The following is a 16081-nucleotide window of genomic DNA, read 5'->3' on the forward strand; positions in this document are numbered from 1 at the left end:
TGCGGCCGCGACCGGCCGCAGCCGCGCTGGTCGAACAGCACGATACGAAAGGCCGCAGCATCGAAATAGCGCCGCATCATCGGGCTGCATCCGCCGCCGGGCCCGCCATGCAGCACCACAACCGGAATGCCGTCGGGGTTGCCGCATTGTTCGACATAGATCTTGTGACCGTCGCCGACATCCATCACACGCTGGTCAAAGGGAACCAGCGGGGGATAAAGGTAGTTCAGCGCAGTCTTGTGTCCTGCAATCCGGTCCATGAGAGAGATATATCGTGGCCGGAAGGTCTGCGCCACGCCTTCCGTACCCCGGAAGCGACCGCATCGAGGAGCCGCATCAATGAGCACGACCCAGACCACCGTCGATCCCGCCGAAGTCGCCAAGTTCGAGGCGATGGCCGCCGAATGGTGGGACCCGACGGGCAAGTTCCGGCCGCTGCACATGCTGAATCCGACGCGGCTCGACTATATCACGCGCCAGATCGCCGCCCAGTTCGACCGCGACCTGAACGCCGAATCGCCCCTCGCCGGGTTGCGGCTGCTCGATATCGGCTGCGGCGGCGGCCTGCTGTCCGAACCGATGGCGCGGCTCGGCGCCGATGTGGTGGGGGCGGATGCCGCCGAACGCAACCTGCCCGTGGCACGCATCCATGCCGCGCAATCGGGGCTCGATATCGACTATCGCCATATGACGGCCGAGGCGATGGCCGCAGCGGGCGAACGCTTCGACGTGGTTCTGAACATGGAGGTGGTCGAACACGTATCCGACCCGCTCGCCTATCTGACCGCCTGCCGGCAGCTTCTGAAACCCGGCGGGCTGATGATCTGCTCGACGATCAACCGCAACGCCAAGAGCTTTGCCATGGTGATCGTCGGCGCCGAATGGGTGATGCGCTGGCTGCCCAGGGGCACGCACGAATGGTCGAAGTTCATCACGCCGGCCGAACTGAAGGATCTGATCGGCCGTGCCGGGCTGGAACCGGTGGACGCGACCGGATTCGTCTTCAACCCGGCAAGCTGGGCATGGTCGCTGTCGGAACGCGACCTTTCGGTGAATTACGTAACGTCGAGTGTTCGGCCCGGCTGATCCGGGCGCCTGTCCGTATCGAGCAAATAATGCGCCAGTTCGCTGTGCCGCGCCGGTCCGTGGCCCAGAACCGACTGCCAGAGCCCGAAACCCTCCACCGCGAAGGGCTGCGCGACCGGAATCGGCTGCGCCTGAAGGAATGCACCCAGCCTGCCGGCATCGGCGGCCGATGGCGCATGGTTGAAGCGGGCCAGGGTCACATGCGGGCGGTAGCGTTCGCGCCGCAACCCCACGCCGGCGGCGCGCACCGCCTGAACCACGCGCTGCTGAAGTGCCAGCAGCGGCTGCGCCGGGCGGATCGCGGCAAGAAGGATCTGCGGCCGCCGGCCGCCAAAAAGGTCGAGGCCGGCAAATTCCAGCCCGAACGCCGGGGCGCGGACCTGCTCCAGTGCCGCATGGGCTGCGGCGGAGTGCTGCGACGACATCTCACCCAGAAAAACCAGCGTCAGGTGCAGGTTTTCGCGCGGTGTCCGGCGACCGAACGGTATCGCCGATTGCAGGCGGCTCAGGCGGTCTCGCGTCTCGTCGGGCAGAGGGATCGCAACGAAACAGCGCACCGCGTCACTCCCCGCCCAGCTTCTCGCGCAATTCACGCAGCACCGGCAGGGCCTGACGCACCCGCTCCGGGCCGATCTCGGCCACGACATCGGCGATGATCGGCGAAACGGCGGCAATTGCCGCCTCACGTGCCGCGCGGCCCGAAGGGCTGATCGAGATCAGCTTGCGCCGCGCATCGTCCCAATCGGGCCGGACATGGATATGGCCGGCCCATTCGAGCTTGGACAGCGTGTTGGTCATCGCGCCGCGCGTCAGGTGAAAAGCCTGGGCAAGCTGGGCCGGGGTGCGTTCCTCGTTCAGCCGCGCAAGGTGGTTGAGCACCGAAAACTGGCTGATTTCCATTCCGCGCGGCAGCGCCTTGGTCAGCCGGTTGTGGGCAAGCTGCTCGATGGTGAATATCTCGCTGAAAAGCGCAACGGCGAGGCTGTCGGTCTGCTGGCTCATCACGGACCTTCCACCCGCCGGTCGTGATTCAGCGAGGGAACGCGCCGCCGCGCCGCGGCCACTTCACCGATATCGATCTCGGCCAGGACAACGCCGGGTGTCTCTCCGCCATCGACTGTCACCTCACCCCAGGGCGACACCGCCATGCTGTGGCCCCAGGTGGCGCGCGGCTTTCCCCGGCTTGCGCGATGGCCGCCGCACTGGGCCGGCGCCAGCACCCAGGCGCCGTTCTCGATGGCGCGGGCGCGCAGCAGCACCTCCCAGTGGGCAGCGCCAGTGACCGGCGAAAAGGCCGCCGGAACGGTCAGGATGTCGGCCCCCGCCTGTGCCAGCCTCCGGTAAAGCTGCGGAAACCGCAGATCGTAACAGATGGTCAGGCCGAGTCTGCCGAATGGCATATCGGCCAGAACCGCCCGGTCTCCAGGCCGGTAGCCATCCGATTCGCGGTAGGTTTCGCCTGGCGAGATGTCGACATCGAACATGTGAACCTTGTCGTACCGCGCCCCAACCGCGCCATCGGGCCCGATCAGGAACGACCGGTTGGCGAAGCGCCGGCGCGAATCGTCGGTCCTGAGCGCAAGCGAGCCGATCAGCAGCCAGATACCGTATCGGGCCGCGGCATCGCGCAGGGCGGCCAGCGTCGGGTCTTCGCTTTCCGGGCGCAACACCTCCATCTGGTGACGCCGGCTGGCGGAGACACAGTTGGTCACCTCGGGCGTCAGCACGAATGCGGCGCCGTCCCGCACCGCGCTGTCCACCATGCCCAGCGTCAGCGGCAGATTGGCGGCCGGATCGTCACCCGACGAAAGCTGAAGCAGCGCCGCCCGCATGCCCTCAGCCCGCCAGCATCGGATCGAGCCTGCCGGCGCGATCCAGGGCAAGAAGATCGTCGCAACCGCCGACATGCACCCCGCCGATGAATATCTGCGGCACGGTGTAGCCGCCGTTGGCGCGGGCCATCATCTGCTGGCGCAGATCGGGGTTGCCGCTGACATCGATCTCGGTAAAGGTGGCCGCCTTGGCCGTCAGCAGACGCTTGGCCGCCCGGCAATAGCCGCAATAGGGCGTCGTGTAGATCTCGACAGGCTGCATGATCGCTCCGTGATGCCGTCCTGCCGTTAACCTAATCGTCCTTGGCGACCCTTGCCAGTGCCAGAACCCGCACATCCGCCGCACCCGCCGCCAGACAGGCCTCGGCCGCCGCCGCGAACGTGGCGCCGGAGGTCATCACGTCGTCGACGATCAGCACCGGGCGGTCTTTGATCTGCCGGGCGCGGCGCGGGTGAACCCGGATCGCGCCTTGCAGGTTGGCGAAGCGGGCATCGCGGTTGCGCCCCTCCTGCGTACCGGTATGGCGCGGCCGCTGCAACAGGTCGGGGAGGCAGGTCAGCCCGGTCTCGCGCCCCAGCGCCTGCGCCAGCAATGCCGACTGGTTGTAGCGCCTGAGGAAAAGCCGCCGCCAGTGCAGGGGAACCGGCGCCACGATCATTCCCGGCAGCAGCAGCCCGCACCCCGCCGCAGCCATCCAGCGGGCGGCGGGGCGGGCAAGCTCCGTCCGGTCGGCGTGCTTGAACATCAGAACGAACCGCCGGGCGTTTCCGCGATAGAGCATGGCCGCGCGCCCGCGCGACCACGGGCGCGCGATCCGCAGGCAATCGTCGCACAACACCGGCTCTCCCGGATCATCGCCCGGCAGGGGCACGCCGCAAAGATCGCAGACAAGACCGGCGATGAACGGCGTTTCACGCCAGCACGGGCCGCAGAATGCGCCTTCGGTACCGACGATCGCATTGCAGGTCAGGCATGCAGGCGGGTAGATGATACGCGACAAGCCCCGAGCCGCCGCGTGAAGAATGCCTGATTCCGACATGAACCGCCCCCGTCTGACAGACCGAACCGCCCTCCTGCGCGCCCGGCGGCGGGCGGAAAGGGCACCCGGCGGCATGGCCGATTTCCTGCATCGCGCCGCCGCCGCCGAGGTTGAGGAAAGGCTGGAACTGGTTAACAGGAGCTTTACCGCGCCGGCGGTCGTGTCGGGGTTTCCCGATCTGTGGGCCGGGCTTTTCCCTGGTGCCGCTCAGGTGACGGATGACGAGATCCTGTCGCTGGAGCCCGGCGCGCACGATCTGGTGGTGCATGCGCTGGCGCTGCACTGGGCGAACGATCCGGTCGGGCAGATGGTGCAGGCGCGTCTGGCACTCAGGCCCGACGGGCTGTTTCTTGCCTGCCTGTTCGGCGGCGGGACGCTGGGCGAATTGCGCGGTGCGCTGGCCGCCGCCGAAATGGCCGAGCTTGACGGCCTTTCACCCCGGGTGGCGCCAATGGGCGAGATTCGCGACCTCGGCGCATTGCTCCAGCGTGCCGGGTTCGCCCTGCCGGTTGCCGATTCGGTGCCGCTGACGGTCAGCTACCGGACACCCCTGCACCTGATGCGCGACCTGCGCGCCATGGGCGAGACAAACGCGCTGGCGGCACGTCACCGCGCACCGGTACCACGCCGGCTGTTCACCCGGATGGCGGCGGAATATTCCGCCGTCCATGCCGCCCCTGACGGGCGTATTCCGGCAAGCTTCGAACTGATCGTGCTGACCGGCTGGGCACCCGCGGCAACACAGCCAAAACCGCTGCGTCCGGGATCGGCCACGACCCGGCTTGCCGACGCGCTCGGAACCACCGAACATGGCGCGGGCGACAGCGGGGATTGACGCCGGACCCTGAGCCCCGTCCCCGCCCCGACCGGTAAATACCAGGAAAGAAAGATGAAAAGCGATCACCGCCCTTCCGACCACCCCCCGGTGCCGCCCGAGAAGATCGGCGTGCTGCTTTCCAATCTCGGAACCCCCGACGGCCACGATTACTGGTCTATGCGGCGCTACCTGAGCGAATTTCTCAGCGACAAGCGCGTCATCGACTATCCAAGCTGGAAATGGCAGCCGCTTCTGCAGCTTGTCATTCTGTCGAAACGTCCGTTCAGGTCGGGCGAGGCCTATCGGTCGATCTGGAACAACGATGCCGACGAAAGCCCGCTGATGACGATCACCCGGTCGCAGGCGGCAGGCATCGCCCACCGGATGCAGGCCCGGTTCGGCGACAGCGTGGCGGTGGAGTTCTGCATGCGCTACGGCAATCCCTCGACCCCGGCCAGGGTCAGGGCGCTTGTCGAACAGGGCTGCCGGCGCATCCTGTTCTTTCCGCTTTATCCGCAATATGCCGGCGCCACGACCGGCACGGCGAACGACCAGTTCTTTCGCGCGCTTATGGAGGAAAAATGGCAGCCCGCCAGCCGGACGGTAGCGCCCTATTTCGGTGATCCCGGTTATGTCGATGCGCTCGCCGCCTCGGTGGAGCGGGCTTTTGCCGGCCTTGATCGGGCGCCCGAGGTGCTGGTCTGCTCCTATCACGGCTTGCCGCAGCGCTATGTGAGGGAGGGCGATCCCTATCACTGCCAGTGCCGGAAGACGACCCGCCTGCTACAGGCGCGGCTCGGCCTGCCGGACGACCGGATTTGTACCACCTTCCAGAGCCAGTTCGGCCCCGAGGAATGGCTCAGGCCCTATACGGTCGACCATGTGGCGGAACTGGCGCGGCAGGGCCGGCGGCGCATCGCGGTCATCGCCCCGGCATTCTCGGCCGATTGCATCGAGACGCTGGAGGAGATCAACGAGGAGATTCGCGAAAGCTTCGAACACGCGGGCGGCGAGAGCTTTACCTATGTGCCCTGCCTCAACGACGATCCGGCCCATCTGGATCTGTTGAGCGAGGTGATCGCAGCCAACCTCAAGGGCTGGATCGGCTGATCCCTGAAAGCGGAAAGGCAGGCCGAAGCCTGCCTTTCCAGATACTTGCTGTATCCGCAGCTTACGAGTTCGCAGCAGCGGCGGCGCCCGCGATCACGGCAAAGATCAGCAGCGGGATCCAGATGCCGTTGCCCGACGAGCCGGTGTCTTCTTCGACGATGACGGGCTCGACAACGGGCTCTTCGTAGCCGCCGGCCATCGCCGAGGTGGTGGCGAGAGCGAGAGCAGCGGCGAGTGCAATCTTCTTCATGTTAACCTCCAGATATTGCGCGGGCGAATTCAGTGAGGATGCCTGCGCACCCAAGTTGTACCTCGTATTCCCTACCTTGCAGACCATTTCGGGCAATTCAATGATCCACCGGCGGGCAGCCCGGAGCACCGTGGCGATGTCGTCAAATTAGCAACACTTGGCAGCCGGGAGAGACCAGTTCGTAAAGCTGCGCGATGTGTTCGTTGTACAATCCGATGCATCCGTTCGAGGACGGGCGCCCGATCTTGCGCGTGTCGTGGGTTCCGTGAATCCGGTAATATTGCCACCCGAGATAGAGCGCGTGGGTTCCCAGCGGATTGTTCGGCCCCGGCGGAACGAAATCCGGCCATTCGGGGTTGCGCTTCTTCATCGACGGGGTCGGCGCCCAGGACGGGCCGACCACCTTGCGGACAACCTCGGTGCGCCCGCGGCGGGTCAGTTCTTCCGAAACCGGCACGCTGGTCGGATAAAGCCGGTAGGTCGAGCTGTCCGACGACCAGAAATGCAGGGCGCGCGAGCCGGTATCGACCAGAATCGCCCCGCCGCTCAGGGAAGAGAAGTGGGGCCGCCAGTCGCGCGCCCGGAAGCTCGAAATGTTGTGAACCACGTCGGGGTCGGTACCGGCGGCGGGTTCGTCGATCAGACCGTCCTGCGCGATCGCCGGCACGGCCACCGCCGCGGCGGCCCCGGCAATCAGGAATCGCCTCCGGTCCAGTTTCGGGTCGAACGATTGCATGATCGTATCCTCATCAGATGTTCGCGGCTGCGGCGGATATTATGGCTTTGACGCCTCGGTCGCAAATCAAACCGTCGTAACGCGGACCTTGCGGCGGAAGTGTTTGATCGGCGCCCGCGTTCCGGCTACAGCGTGACGGAATCAGGACAAGCAAGATAATCCGGTGCGGGAATTATGATACGTCTGTTTTCTCTACTTGCGGTGGCGGCCTTTGCCTTGTCCGCCTGCGATTCGACCGGCTCGAGCGATTCCGGCGGCCCGCATGTCTACAAGATCAGGCCGCGCGACGAATCGCGGATCGAGAACGAGACCATCGAGGCGGTCAACATGGCGCGCATGAACGCCGGCCTGTCGCCGCTGGTCAGGAACGATGCGCTGACGCTGGCCGCCGAGCGGCATTCGGGCGACATGGCGGCCCAGAACCGGCCCTGGCACTGGGGGTCCGACGGATCCTCGCCGATCGAGCGCGCGACCCGCGCCGGCTACTATGGCACCTGGCTGGGCGAGAACATCTCCGAAACCTTCGAGGATGAGGTGAAAACGCTGAACGCCTGGATGGGCGACCGGGATTCGCGGGCGATCATAATGGACCCCGCGGCACGTCAGATCGGCTTTGGCTGGTATCAGGAGACCGGCGGCAAGATCTGGTGGACGCTGGTCACCGGCACCTGAGCCGGGAACATCGAAGGCGGCAGGGAATCTCCTGCCGCCTATCCAATTGAATCGAAACCGTTTTCAGGCAAAGATATCGATGGGCGTACCCAGCCGGACCATCGCATAGATGTCTTCCATCTGCTCGTCCTTCACCGCGATGCAGCCCGCCGTCCAGTCCTTGCCACGCTTGTCGCCCTCGTTGGGTCCGCCGTGGATGAAGATGTCCCCGCCCGGATCCTTCTGGTAATAGGCGGCATAGGCCATGTCCCGCTCGTTGGGGTACGAGATCCCCAGCGACAGGTGATAGAGGCTGCGCGGGTTGCGCCGGTCGATCAGATAGGTGCCCTCGGGCGTCTTGCCGTCGCCGCGGAACCGCTTGGGTCCTTCCGCGACATTGCCCAGATGGATCTTGTAGTCCCTGAGCAGGGTCTGGCCGTTGAACACGTAAAGCTTGCGCCGGTTCTTGACGATCTGAAGGCGCGTGACCTCCGGCCCGTCATAGCGTTTGAACTTGCCCGATGACGACGACGAGCAGGCTGCAAGAGCCAGCGCGGCACCACCGACCAGTACCGTTCTTCTTGGAACGTTCATTCTGTTCTGCCCCAACTTTCGTTTTTGTAGACGGGAATATACAACGAACCTCCGCCTCTTTGAAGCGGGCGATTCACGCCGCCGGGCAAATTCTGGCGCTGCGTGCGCCACGGGCCGCAGCCGGAGTGTCGGCGGGGATTTGCGCATCGTTTCTCCGGACAGGCGGGTTTGCGCCGCGTCCGAATCACTTCCCCGCCCGCTCGCGGGTCAGGCAGGCGGCCAGTTCGACATGGGTCGACCAGCGGAACTGATCCACCACCTGTACCCGGCCGAGCGCGAATCCCGCCGAGACCAGCAGTGCCGCATCGCGGGCAAAACTCGCCGGATCGCACGAGACCATGGCGATGCGTCGCAGGTCTGACCGGGCAATCTGCCGGACCTGCGCCTCGGCTCCGGCGCGTGGCGGGTCGATCACGGCGGCGTCGAACCGGTTCAGTTCGTCCGCTGTCAGCGGTTGCCGGAACAGATCGCGCGATTGGGTGGTGACGCGGCGCAGGCCGCCGGCCCGCCGCCAGCCGGCCCCGAGCGCCGCGACCGACTCGGCAAGGCTGTCGACAGCATGAACCTCGGCCCTGCGCGCGAGCGGCAGCGCGAAGGTTCCGCAACCGGCAAAAAGATCGACAATACGGCCGGCGCCCGCCACCGCCTCGGCAACCGCCCCGAGCAGCGCCGATTCGCCCTCGGCCGTCGCCTGAAGGAAGGCACCGGGCGGCGGCACCACGGCGATACCGTCGAATCGCACCGTCGGCGGCGCGTTGAGCGCAACCGTCTCGCCCTCCCAGGTCAGGCGCGAAAACCCGTGCCGCGCGACCAGCCCCGCCAGTCCGGCCCGCAGAGCCGCATCGAGCCGCTTGCCGCCCCGTACCGCTACGTCCGGCCCTTCCGGCGCGACGGTCACCGTCAGGCTCATCTCGCCCTTGCGCGACGCACCGGCGCGCACCAGCGCCGCGAGCGCGGCCCGGGCGCGCATCAGGTCCGGATGGAGCAGAAGGCACTCCGGCACGTCGACCACCAGATCCGAGGCACGGCCATGAAACCCGACCAGCACGCCGGCTTTCGTTCGCCGCCCCGAAAAAGCCGCGCGGCGGCGCGACCGGGGGGGCGAGATCTGCATCGGCCGGAAAGGCGCGCTCAGGCCCCGCGCTGCCAGCGCATTCCGTACAACTTCCTGTTTCCAGTCCGCGACGAAGCCGTCCGAGGCATGCTGCAGCGCACAGCCGCCACAGCCACGATAGTGGCGGCAGGGCGGCGAGACGCGATCGTCCGACGGGGTCAGGATGCGGATTTCCTCCAGACGGTCACCCGAGACCTCGCCCTCGACAACCTCGCCCGGCAGGCAGCGCGCGGCAAAAAGCGGGCCCTCCGCCACACCGTCGCCCCGGTACCCCAGCCGTTTGATGGTAACGATGCGCCTCATTCGGCGGCTTCGGCAATGGTCAGGAAACCGCCCGACTGGCGCTGCCAGTAACGGGCATATAGCCCGCCCGCGTCCAGCAGGCCGGCATGGCTGCCCTCCTCGACGATACGGCCGCGATCCATAACCACGATCCGGTCCATCCGTGCGATGGTCGACAGCCGGTGCGCGATGGCCAGCACCGTCTTGCCCTCCATCACCCGGTCGAGCGCCGCCTGAATCTGCGCCTCGACCTCGGAATCGAGCGCGCTCGTCGCCTCGTCCAGCACCAGTACCGGCGCATCCTTGAGGATGGCGCGGGCCAGCGCAATGCGCTGGCGCTGTCCGCCCGACAGCCGCACGCCCCGCTCGCCAAGCTGCGCCTCGTAGCCCTCGCGCCCGGCGAAATCGCGCAATTCGGTGATGAACTCGTGCGCCTCGGCGCGCTCGGCGGCTTCCAGCAATTCCTCTTCCGTCGCTTCGGGCCGGCCATAGGCCAGATTCTCGCGCGCCGAGCGGTTGAACATCGAGGTTTCCTGCGTGACCATGCCGATCTGGCGGCGCAGGCTGTCCTGCGTCACCGTCCGCAGGTCGTGTCCGTCGATGCACACCGTCCCGCGTTCGGGATCGTGCAGGCGCAGAAGCAGCGCCACCAGCGTCGACTTGCCGGCCCCCGAGGCGCCGACCAGCCCGACCTTTTCGCCCGGCGCGACATGCAGCGAAACATCCTCGACCCCGCCCCGGCCGCGACCGTAGCTGAACCAGACGCGCTCAAAGGCGATCCCGCCCAGCACCTCGGGCAGGTCCCGCGCGGCGGCCGCATCGGTCAGGCTGTGCGGCGGGGTCAGGGTGCGGATGCCGTCCTCGACCTCGCCGACATGGGAATAGATGGTCATCAGCGCGAAACTGACCCAGCCGGTCATCTGGGCGATACGTATGGCAACGGTGCCCGCGGTGGCGATATCGCCCGGGCTCGCCATTCCCCGCGACCACAGCAGCAGCGTACCGCCGATCAGCAGCACCGGCAGCACCCCCGCCAGCACCATCAGGACGGTCCGGAAGCCGGCCGCCAGCCTGCCGAAGGCGATCGTCCGGTCGCGGAACGCCGCCATCGAATCGAGCGCCGCCCGGTCCTCGTGCCCGGCATGGGCGAACAGCTTTACCGTCTTGATATTGGTGATCGTGTCGACAACCTGCCCCGAAACCATCGCCCGCGCCCCGGCGCGCGCCCTGGAGCGGGCGCGGATGCGCGGCATGAAGACGGTGATCAGCGCCAGATAGCCGGCCAGCCACAGTGCCAGCGCCAGCGCCACCCAGCCGTTGATCGAGCCCAGCAGCAGCACAGAGCCCACCAGCGAAGCGATGGCAAAGAAGACGACGTTGATCGTTTCCGAAACCGTGTCGGTGACGGCGCGGGCGGTCTGCATCTGCTTCTGGGCGATGCGCCCGGCGAAATCGTTGTCGAAGAAGGTGACCGACTGTCCCATGGTCCACCGGTGCAGCCGCGACAGGACCAGCGGCATCACATTGGGCTGGATCACCACGCCGTTCGCCGCCGCCGACAGCCCGAAGACGGCGGGGCGGAAGACCACGAAGAACAGCGCCGCGCCCAGCAGCAGTTTCCAGTTGTCGGCAAAGACCGTCGCCGGATCGGAGGCGAGCGCGGTGTCGATGATCCGCCCCAGCAGCGCCGCTCCGACAACCTCGAGCACCCCGACCAGCGACGAAAGCACCCCGGCGAGCAGCAGCACCGGCATGGCGCCCTTCAGGCACCAGCGCAGGAACGGCAGAAGCTGCCGCGGCGGCGGCCCGTCGGCAGGGGCGAACGCGGGGATCAGATCGGCCGGCCTCATGCGACGGGCTCGATGCCGATGAAACCGCCCGACTGGCGCTGCCAGAGCCGGGCATAAAGACCGCCCCGGGCCAGCAGATCCGCGTGGTTGCCCTCCTCGACGATCCGTCCCTGATCGAGCACGACGATGCGGTCCATCCGCGCGATGGTCGAAAGCCGGTGAGCGATGGCGATCACCGTCTTGCCCTCCATCACGCCGTAGAGCGTGTCCTGTATCGCCGCCTCGACCTCGGAATCGAGCGCGCTCGTCGCCTCGTCGAGCACGAGGATCGGCGCGTTCTTGAGGATGACGCGGGCCAGCGCGATCCGCTGCCGCTGTCCGCCCGACAGCTTGACCCCGCGCTCGCCCACCTGCGCCAGATAGCCACGGTTTCCGCCCGGATCGGCCAGGGCGGTGATGAAATCGTGCGCCTCGGCCCGCCGCGCCGCCTCGGTCATCTCGTCGCGGGTCGCCTCGGGGCGGCCGTAGAGGATGTTCTCGGCGATCGTGCGGTGCAGCAGCGCGCTTTCCTGCTGGACCATGCCGATCCGACGGCGCAGCGATTCCTGCCGGACGCGCGCAATGTCCTGCCCGTCGATCAGGATCTGCCCGCTCTCGGGGTCGTAAAAGCGCAGCAGCAGCTTCACCGCCGTCGACTTGCCCGCCCCGGAACGGCCGATCAGACCAACCTTCTCTCCCGGCTCGATGGTCAGCGACAGCCGGTCGAGCCCGCCCGCGCCGCGACCGTAGTGATGGCTGACCCCGCGAAACTCGATCCGCCCTTCGGTGAAACCCAGCGCGGGGGCGTTCGGCACATCGGTCAGCGTGACCGGCTGGGCGATGGTCTCCATCCCCTCGGCCACGATGCCGAGATTACGGAAAAAGGACGAAACCGCCCACATGATCCAGCCGGTCATGGCATTGAGCCGCAGGGTCAGCGCACTGGCCGCCGCCACGATCCCCACCGTGGCCGAACCCTGCACCCACAGCGCGATGGCCCAGCCCACCACGCCGACGATCAGCAGACCGTTCAGCAGGGTGAGCGAGATATCCATTACCGAAAAGACCCGCATCTCGCCCTGAAAGGCCTGACGGGCATTCTCGATCGCCTCCCGGGCGTAGCTCTCTTCCCGCTCGTGATGGGCGAACATCTTGATCGAGTGGATGTTGGTGTAGCTGTCGACCACCCTGCCGGTGAACTCGCTGCGCGCCTCCGACGCCGCCTTGGAGGCAACCCCGATCCGGGTGATCGTCCAGCGCATCAGCAGGATATAGAGCGCAAACCAGCCCAGCAGCGGCAGTGCAAGCCGCGCATCGGCATCGGCCAGCAGAAAGGCGGCGCCCAGCAGATAGGCAAGCGCATAGGCGATGGCGTCGAATATCTGGAACATCGCCTCGCCGGCGGCGGGCGGGGTCTGGACGATCCGGTTGGCGATACGGCCGGCAAAGTCGTTCTCGAACCAGCCGACCGACTGGCGCAGCACCTGCCGGTGCGCCCGCCAGCGGATCAGGGTGGCGAAATTGGTCAGAAGGGCGTTGTTCAGCAGCAGGATGTCGAGCGCGTGCAGCAGCGGGCGCAACAGCAGCACGAAGAGTGCGATCCCGGCCAGTTCCAGCCCGTGTTCGGCGAGATAGGTCGCCGGCGAGCCGCCCGACAACTGGTCGACCACACGGCCCATGTAATGGATCAGCCCAAGCTCGACCACCGCCGAGACGACCGAGGTGACGGCTGCCAGCGCGAACCATTTGCGGAACGGCTGCGAATAGCTCCACAGGAACGGCCACAGCCGCTGGGGTGGGTGGTCTGTCTCCTCATACGGCGTATAGGGATCGACCAGGTTTTCGAACCGTCGAAACACGAAACTCTGCCTCAGGGCTGGTATGGTCCGGCGGGGCGGCGCCCCTGCCCGCGCATCCTGTTACAGCAGAATCGCGACAGCGGAAAGCGCGCGAAACGCTCAGGACAAAAGGTCCTGCCGCCCGAGCGCGAATCCCGATGCGATCCACCGCTGTTCGATCGCCCTGAGTTGCCGGCCGAGACCGGCGCCCTCGTACCGGCCCATCAGATCGCGCGCGGTGACCGGAAAGCGCGCCTCGGCACCCCCCGAAAGCGCGCGAGCATCCCCGGGCGACACGGCGACACCCATCAGCCCGGCACGCAGGATCAGCGCCGCCAGCCCGTCGTGCCGCCCGTTGCGATAGCCCAGTTCGCCCGGCCCCTGATCCGATCGGGCCGCCGCGCCGATGACGGCCAGCCGCCGCGCGTCGTCGCGGCTGAGCCGCAGCCTGCGCGGCACGTCCTTCCCGCCCAGCGCCGCCAGCCGCAGGATCGGGTCGGGGTCGAGGCCAAGCTGCGATTCCAGGTGCACGACAACCGGCAGCGCCGTCATGTCGGCGCCGGGCAGGATCGCGCGCAGCACGCCTGTCGTCTGCATCACCGCAACCGAATGGCTCGGGTCGGGCGCGGCGAGAAGCTTGCGCATCTCGCCACCGATCCGCTCGGCCGAAATCCGGGAAAGCCCGTCGATATTGCGCGCGCAGGCATCGAGCGCCGCCGCATCGAAGCCGGTTTCGGGGTCGGCATACCAGGCCGAGAAGCGAAAGAACCGCAGGATGCGCAGGTAATCCTCACGCACCCGGTGGCAGGCGTTGCCGACAAACCGCAGCCGCCGCGCCCCGAGGTCGGCCATGCCGCCCAGCGGATCGATGATCTCGCCCAGCCGGTCGCAATAGATCGCGTTCATGGTGAAATCGCGGCGCCGGGCGTCTTCCGTCACCGTATCGGCAAAGTGGACGACAGCCCGGCGGCCGTCGGTTTCGATGTCGTGTCGGAAGGTGGTGATCTCGAATGGTTCGCCATCGGCGATCACCGTGACGGTCCCATGCTCGATGCCGGTCGGGATGACCCTGAGCCCGGCCGCCTCCATCACGGCAACAACCGTATCGGGCCGGGCGTCGGTGGAAAGGTCGTGATCGAAAACCGGATAGCCGAGCAGCGTGTTGCGCACGCAGCCCCCGACATAGAGCGCCCGGTATCCCGCCGCCTCCAGCAGCACGCAAACCCGCTGCACCGCGGGAATTTCGAGCCATGGGGCGGTGAGCCGGGTCATCGTCCGGTCATCCCGTGCGCCAGCACGCGCAGCATGCGCGCGGTCGCGCCCCAGATGTAATAGGGCCCGTGCGGCACGGTATAGAAGCGCCGCCAGATGCCGCGCCAGCGCCGCCCCTCGACCGAAAAGCGCCCCGGATCGGTGACGAGCGCCAGCGGAACGGTAAAGACCTCCTGCACCTCGCCCGGCTCGGGCAGCGGGTCGAAGGGGCCATGCAACAGGCCGATCACCGGCGTCACGTCGAATCCCGTCACCGTTTCATGGCTGGGCAGGGTGCCCAGCACCTCGACGTTTTCGGGCGGCAGGGCGATTTCCTCGCGCGCCTCGCGCAGCGCGGTGGCGATCACGTCGGCATCGGCCGTGTCCTTCTTGCCGCCGGGAAAGGCGATCTGGCCGGGGTGATGCTTCAGTTTCGAGGACCGCTTGGTCAGGTAGAGCCGTGGCCCACGCGCCTCCGGAGCGACCGGAACCAGCACGCCCGCCGCGCGCAACCTGCGCCCTTCGGGCAGCACGATATCCGGGTTGAGGTCGTAATCCGACGATGGCTGCGCGGGGGTGGCGATCGCCCGCAACAGGCGCTCGCGAAGCTGGTCACGCGGTGTCACCGGACTCCTCCACCGCCTCGAAACCCAGCGTCGCCGGGTCGAACTCGTAATGCGCGCCGCAGAACTGGCAATCGGCGGTGACGATCCCTTCGGGGGTCGTCATGTGGCCGATATCCCTGGCCGAATAGATCGACATCGACTGCCGCACCTTTTCCGCCGAACAGGTGCAGCCGAACTGCACCGGCTGCGCATCGAAGACGCGCGGCTGCTCTTCATGAAACAGCCGCACCAGAAGCTGTGTCGGCTGCACCAGCGGCCCGACCAGTTCGAGGTCTTCCACCGTGTCGAGCAGCTTGTTGGCGCGGTTCCAGTCCTCGCCTTCGTCCCCGTCGAGAAGGTCCCCGGCGGCAAGAAGCACCGGCGCATCCGCGCCAACCGGCACCGGCGCCCCAGGCGATGCCTCGGGCATGAGTTGCAGCATCACGCCGCCGGCACGCCAGCCGGCATGACCCGCACCGCGCGACTGGCCGAAACTCAGCGCAAAGCGGGTGGGCAGTTGTTCGGACTGGGCGAAATAGGTCTCGGCGCAGGCCCCGAGACTGCCGCCGGCGATCGGCGTGATACCCTGATAGGGTGTCGTGCCCTTGCCCTGATCGATCAGGATGGCGAAGTACCCGCTGCCGATCAGGGCAAAGGGATCGCCGACAAGCGGGCGGCTGTCGTCATAGCTGGCATAGGCCCGGATCCGGGCCGGGGCGCCGGGCTCGGCCGGGGCGTAGTAATCGGTTGCGATCAGCCGTGCCGGTCCGTCGCCGCGCACCTGAAGCGAGAGCTTCCAGCGCAGCTTCATCGTCTGGCCGATCAGGGCCGTCAGCAGCGCCATTTCGGCGACCAGCGCCTCGATCGCAGGCGGATAATCGTGCTGGGCGAGGATACGGTCGAGCGTGCCGTCGAGCCGCGCGACACGGCCGCGAACGTCGGAACGGTCGAGCTGGAAGGGCAGGACGGTATCGTCCCACGCAATTCTGGAACCAAGAGTCATGGGATTTCCTTGAGCGCCTGTGACTGGCATACCGCAGCCATGT

Annotated in this window: 19 protein-coding genes; 4 read left to right on the forward strand and 15 right to left on the reverse strand. The window is 67.1% G+C overall.

The annotated features are described in order from the left end of the window. Positions 1-260, reverse strand: a 260-nt coding sequence (locus ACK5IR_RS14275) for an alpha/beta fold hydrolase (RefSeq protein ID WP_416929837.1), incomplete at its 3' end; no start/stop codon positions are given. Between the two features lie 79 nt (positions 261-339). Here ACK5IR_RS14275 and ubiG point away from each other — a divergent pair. Further along, positions 340-1086: a bifunctional 2-polyprenyl-6-hydroxyphenol methylase/3-demethylubiquinol 3-O-methyltransferase UbiG gene (gene ubiG, locus ACK5IR_RS14280; protein ID WP_416929838.1), complete on the forward strand. Its 747-nt coding sequence runs from the start codon at positions 340-342 to the stop codon at positions 1084-1086. Here the strand turns inward: ubiG and thpR are convergent. Genes thpR through ACK5IR_RS14305 form a run of 5 tightly spaced genes read right to left on the reverse strand, consistent with a single transcriptional unit; the run spans position 1056 to position 3958 of the window. Next, positions 1056-1643, reverse strand: a complete 588-nt coding sequence (thpR, locus tag ACK5IR_RS14285; RefSeq protein WP_416929839.1) for an RNA 2',3'-cyclic phosphodiesterase — start codon at positions 1641-1643, stop codon at positions 1056-1058. The genes ubiG and thpR overlap by 31 nt on opposite strands. A 4-nt stretch (positions 1644-1647) precedes the next feature. Continuing rightward, on the reverse strand, positions 1648-2088 hold the full coding sequence (locus tag ACK5IR_RS14290; protein ID WP_416929840.1) for a MarR family winged helix-turn-helix transcriptional regulator: 441 nt from the start codon (positions 2086-2088) through the stop codon (positions 1648-1650). Then, on the reverse strand, positions 2088-2918 hold the full coding sequence (locus ACK5IR_RS14295) for a carbon-nitrogen hydrolase family protein (protein WP_416929841.1): 831 nt from the start codon (positions 2916-2918) through the stop codon (positions 2088-2090). Before ACK5IR_RS14295 ends, ACK5IR_RS14290 begins: the two co-directional genes overlap by 1 nt. A 4-nt stretch (positions 2919-2922) precedes the next feature. Then, positions 2923-3180 carry a glutaredoxin 3 gene (gene grxC / locus ACK5IR_RS14300; protein ID WP_416929842.1) on the reverse strand — a complete coding sequence of 86 codons (258 nt, stop codon included), beginning with the start codon at positions 3178-3180 and terminating at the stop codon, positions 2923-2925. Between the two features lie 31 nt (positions 3181-3211). After that, positions 3212-3958 carry a ComF family protein gene (locus ACK5IR_RS14305; protein ID WP_416929843.1) on the reverse strand — a complete coding sequence of 249 codons (747 nt, stop codon included), beginning with the start codon at positions 3956-3958 and terminating at the stop codon, positions 3212-3214. Between ACK5IR_RS14305 and ACK5IR_RS14310 the strand changes: the two genes are divergently transcribed. Together ACK5IR_RS14310 and hemH are read left to right on the forward strand one after the other, a co-directional pair. Further along, entirely contained in the window at positions 3957-4793 is an 837-nt protein-coding gene (locus ACK5IR_RS14310; protein WP_416929844.1) for an SAM-dependent methyltransferase, read from the forward strand. The two genes, ACK5IR_RS14305 and ACK5IR_RS14310, sit on opposite strands and share 2 nt — an antisense overlap. Positions 4794-4847: 54 nt before the next feature. After that, a complete protein-coding gene (hemH, locus tag ACK5IR_RS14315) occupies positions 4848-5885 on the forward strand; it encodes a ferrochelatase (protein ID WP_416929845.1) in 1038 nt (345 codons plus the stop codon). 61 nt (positions 5886-5946) lie between these two features. On the opposite strand, the gene ACK5IR_RS14320 is transcribed toward hemH, so the two are convergent. Both ACK5IR_RS14320 and ACK5IR_RS14325 read right to left on the reverse strand, forming a co-directional pair. After that, entirely contained in the window at positions 5947-6135 is a 189-nt protein-coding gene (locus ACK5IR_RS14320) for a hypothetical protein (protein ID WP_416929846.1), read from the reverse strand. Between the two features lie 142 nt (positions 6136-6277). Continuing rightward, on the reverse strand, positions 6278-6871 hold the full coding sequence (locus ACK5IR_RS14325) for a L,D-transpeptidase (RefSeq protein ID WP_416929847.1): 594 nt from the start codon (positions 6869-6871) through the stop codon (positions 6278-6280). A 174-nt stretch (positions 6872-7045) separates the two neighbouring features. Between ACK5IR_RS14325 and ACK5IR_RS14330 the strand changes: the two genes are divergently transcribed. Further along, positions 7046-7543: a CAP domain-containing protein gene (locus ACK5IR_RS14330; protein ID WP_416929848.1), complete on the forward strand. Its 498-nt coding sequence runs from the start codon at positions 7046-7048 to the stop codon at positions 7541-7543. A gap of 63 nt (positions 7544-7606) precedes the next feature. Here the strand turns inward: ACK5IR_RS14330 and ACK5IR_RS14335 are convergent, their stop codons facing one another. The 7 genes from ACK5IR_RS14335 to ACK5IR_RS14365 all read right to left on the reverse strand — a co-directional run bounded on the left by ACK5IR_RS14335 (position 7607) and on the right by ACK5IR_RS14365 (position 16038). Further along, positions 7607-8116, reverse strand: coding sequence for a L,D-transpeptidase family protein (locus tag ACK5IR_RS14335; protein WP_416929849.1), 510 nt, complete (start codon positions 8114-8116; stop codon positions 7607-7609). Positions 8117-8300: 184 nt separating this feature from the next. Beyond that, on the reverse strand, positions 8301-9533 hold the full coding sequence (locus ACK5IR_RS14340) for a class I SAM-dependent RNA methyltransferase (RefSeq protein ID WP_416929850.1): 1233 nt from the start codon (positions 9531-9533) through the stop codon (positions 8301-8303). After that, positions 9530-11362, reverse strand: a complete 1833-nt coding sequence (locus tag ACK5IR_RS14345; protein ID WP_416929851.1) for an ABC transporter ATP-binding protein — start codon at positions 11360-11362, stop codon at positions 9530-9532. The genes ACK5IR_RS14340 and ACK5IR_RS14345 overlap by 4 nt, the downstream gene beginning before the upstream one ends. After that, the gene (locus ACK5IR_RS14350; protein ID WP_416929852.1) at positions 11359-13200 is read right to left on the reverse strand and encodes an ABC transporter ATP-binding protein; all 1842 of its coding nucleotides are present in this window, start codon (positions 13198-13200) and stop codon (positions 11359-11361) included. The genes ACK5IR_RS14345 and ACK5IR_RS14350 overlap by 4 nt, the downstream gene beginning before the upstream one ends. 99 nt (positions 13201-13299) lie before the next feature. Further along, positions 13300-14451, reverse strand: a complete 1152-nt coding sequence (locus ACK5IR_RS14355) for a CCA tRNA nucleotidyltransferase (RefSeq protein ID WP_416929853.1) — start codon at positions 14449-14451, stop codon at positions 13300-13302. Continuing rightward, a complete protein-coding gene (locus tag ACK5IR_RS14360; RefSeq protein WP_416929854.1) occupies positions 14448-15056 on the reverse strand; it encodes a CoA pyrophosphatase in 609 nt (202 codons plus the stop codon). Before ACK5IR_RS14360 ends, ACK5IR_RS14355 begins: the two co-directional genes overlap by 4 nt. Continuing rightward, a complete protein-coding gene (locus tag ACK5IR_RS14365; RefSeq protein WP_416929855.1) occupies positions 15043-16038 on the reverse strand; it encodes an Hsp33 family molecular chaperone HslO in 996 nt (331 codons plus the stop codon). Before ACK5IR_RS14365 ends, ACK5IR_RS14360 begins: the two co-directional genes overlap by 14 nt. Positions 16039-16081 lie beyond the last annotated feature (43 nt).

The sequence above is a fragment of the Tropicimonas sp. genome (assembly GCF_047971885.1).
Classification (GTDB): Bacteria; Pseudomonadota; Alphaproteobacteria; order Rhodobacterales; family Rhodobacteraceae; genus Tropicimonas.

Coding starts and splice junctions, on each gene's coding strand:
- ACK5IR_RS14335 (WP_416929849.1), bottom strand. CDS start 8,116: ATGAACGTTCCAAGAAGAACGGTACTGGTCGGTGGTGCCGCGCTGGCT.
- ACK5IR_RS14310 (WP_416929844.1), top strand. CDS start 3,957: ATGAACCGCCCCCGTCTGACAGACCGAACCGCCCTCCTGCGCGCCCGG.
- ACK5IR_RS14355 (WP_416929853.1), bottom strand. CDS start 14,451: ATGACCCGGCTCACCGCCCCATGGCTCGAAATTCCCGCGGTGCAGCGG.
- ACK5IR_RS14290 (WP_416929840.1), bottom strand. CDS start 2,088: ATGAGCCAGCAGACCGACAGCCTCGCCGTTGCGCTTTTCAGCGAGATA.
- ubiG (WP_416929838.1), top strand. CDS start 340: ATGAGCACGACCCAGACCACCGTCGATCCCGCCGAAGTCGCCAAGTTC.
- hemH (WP_416929845.1), top strand. CDS start 4,848: ATGAAAAGCGATCACCGCCCTTCCGACCACCCCCCGGTGCCGCCCGAG.
- ACK5IR_RS14365 (WP_416929855.1), bottom strand. CDS start 16,038: ATGACTCTTGGTTCCAGAATTGCGTGGGACGATACCGTCCTGCCCTTC.
- ACK5IR_RS14330 (WP_416929848.1), top strand. CDS start 7,046: ATGATACGTCTGTTTTCTCTACTTGCGGTGGCGGCCTTTGCCTTGTCC.
- ACK5IR_RS14345 (WP_416929851.1), bottom strand. CDS start 11,362: ATGAGGCCGGCCGATCTGATCCCCGCGTTCGCCCCTGCCGACGGGCCG.
- ACK5IR_RS14295 (WP_416929841.1), bottom strand. CDS start 2,918: ATGCGGGCGGCGCTGCTTCAGCTTTCGTCGGGTGACGATCCGGCCGCC.
- ACK5IR_RS14320 (WP_416929846.1), bottom strand. CDS start 6,135: ATGAAGAAGATTGCACTCGCCGCTGCTCTCGCTCTCGCCACCACCTCG.
- ACK5IR_RS14340 (WP_416929850.1), bottom strand. CDS start 9,533: ATGAGGCGCATCGTTACCATCAAACGGCTGGGGTACCGGGGCGACGGT.
- grxC (WP_416929842.1), bottom strand. CDS start 3,180: ATGCAGCCTGTCGAGATCTACACGACGCCCTATTGCGGCTATTGCCGG.
- ACK5IR_RS14305 (WP_416929843.1), bottom strand. CDS start 3,958: ATGTCGGAATCAGGCATTCTTCACGCGGCGGCTCGGGGCTTGTCGCGT.
- ACK5IR_RS14325 (WP_416929847.1), bottom strand. CDS start 6,871: ATGCAATCGTTCGACCCGAAACTGGACCGGAGGCGATTCCTGATTGCC.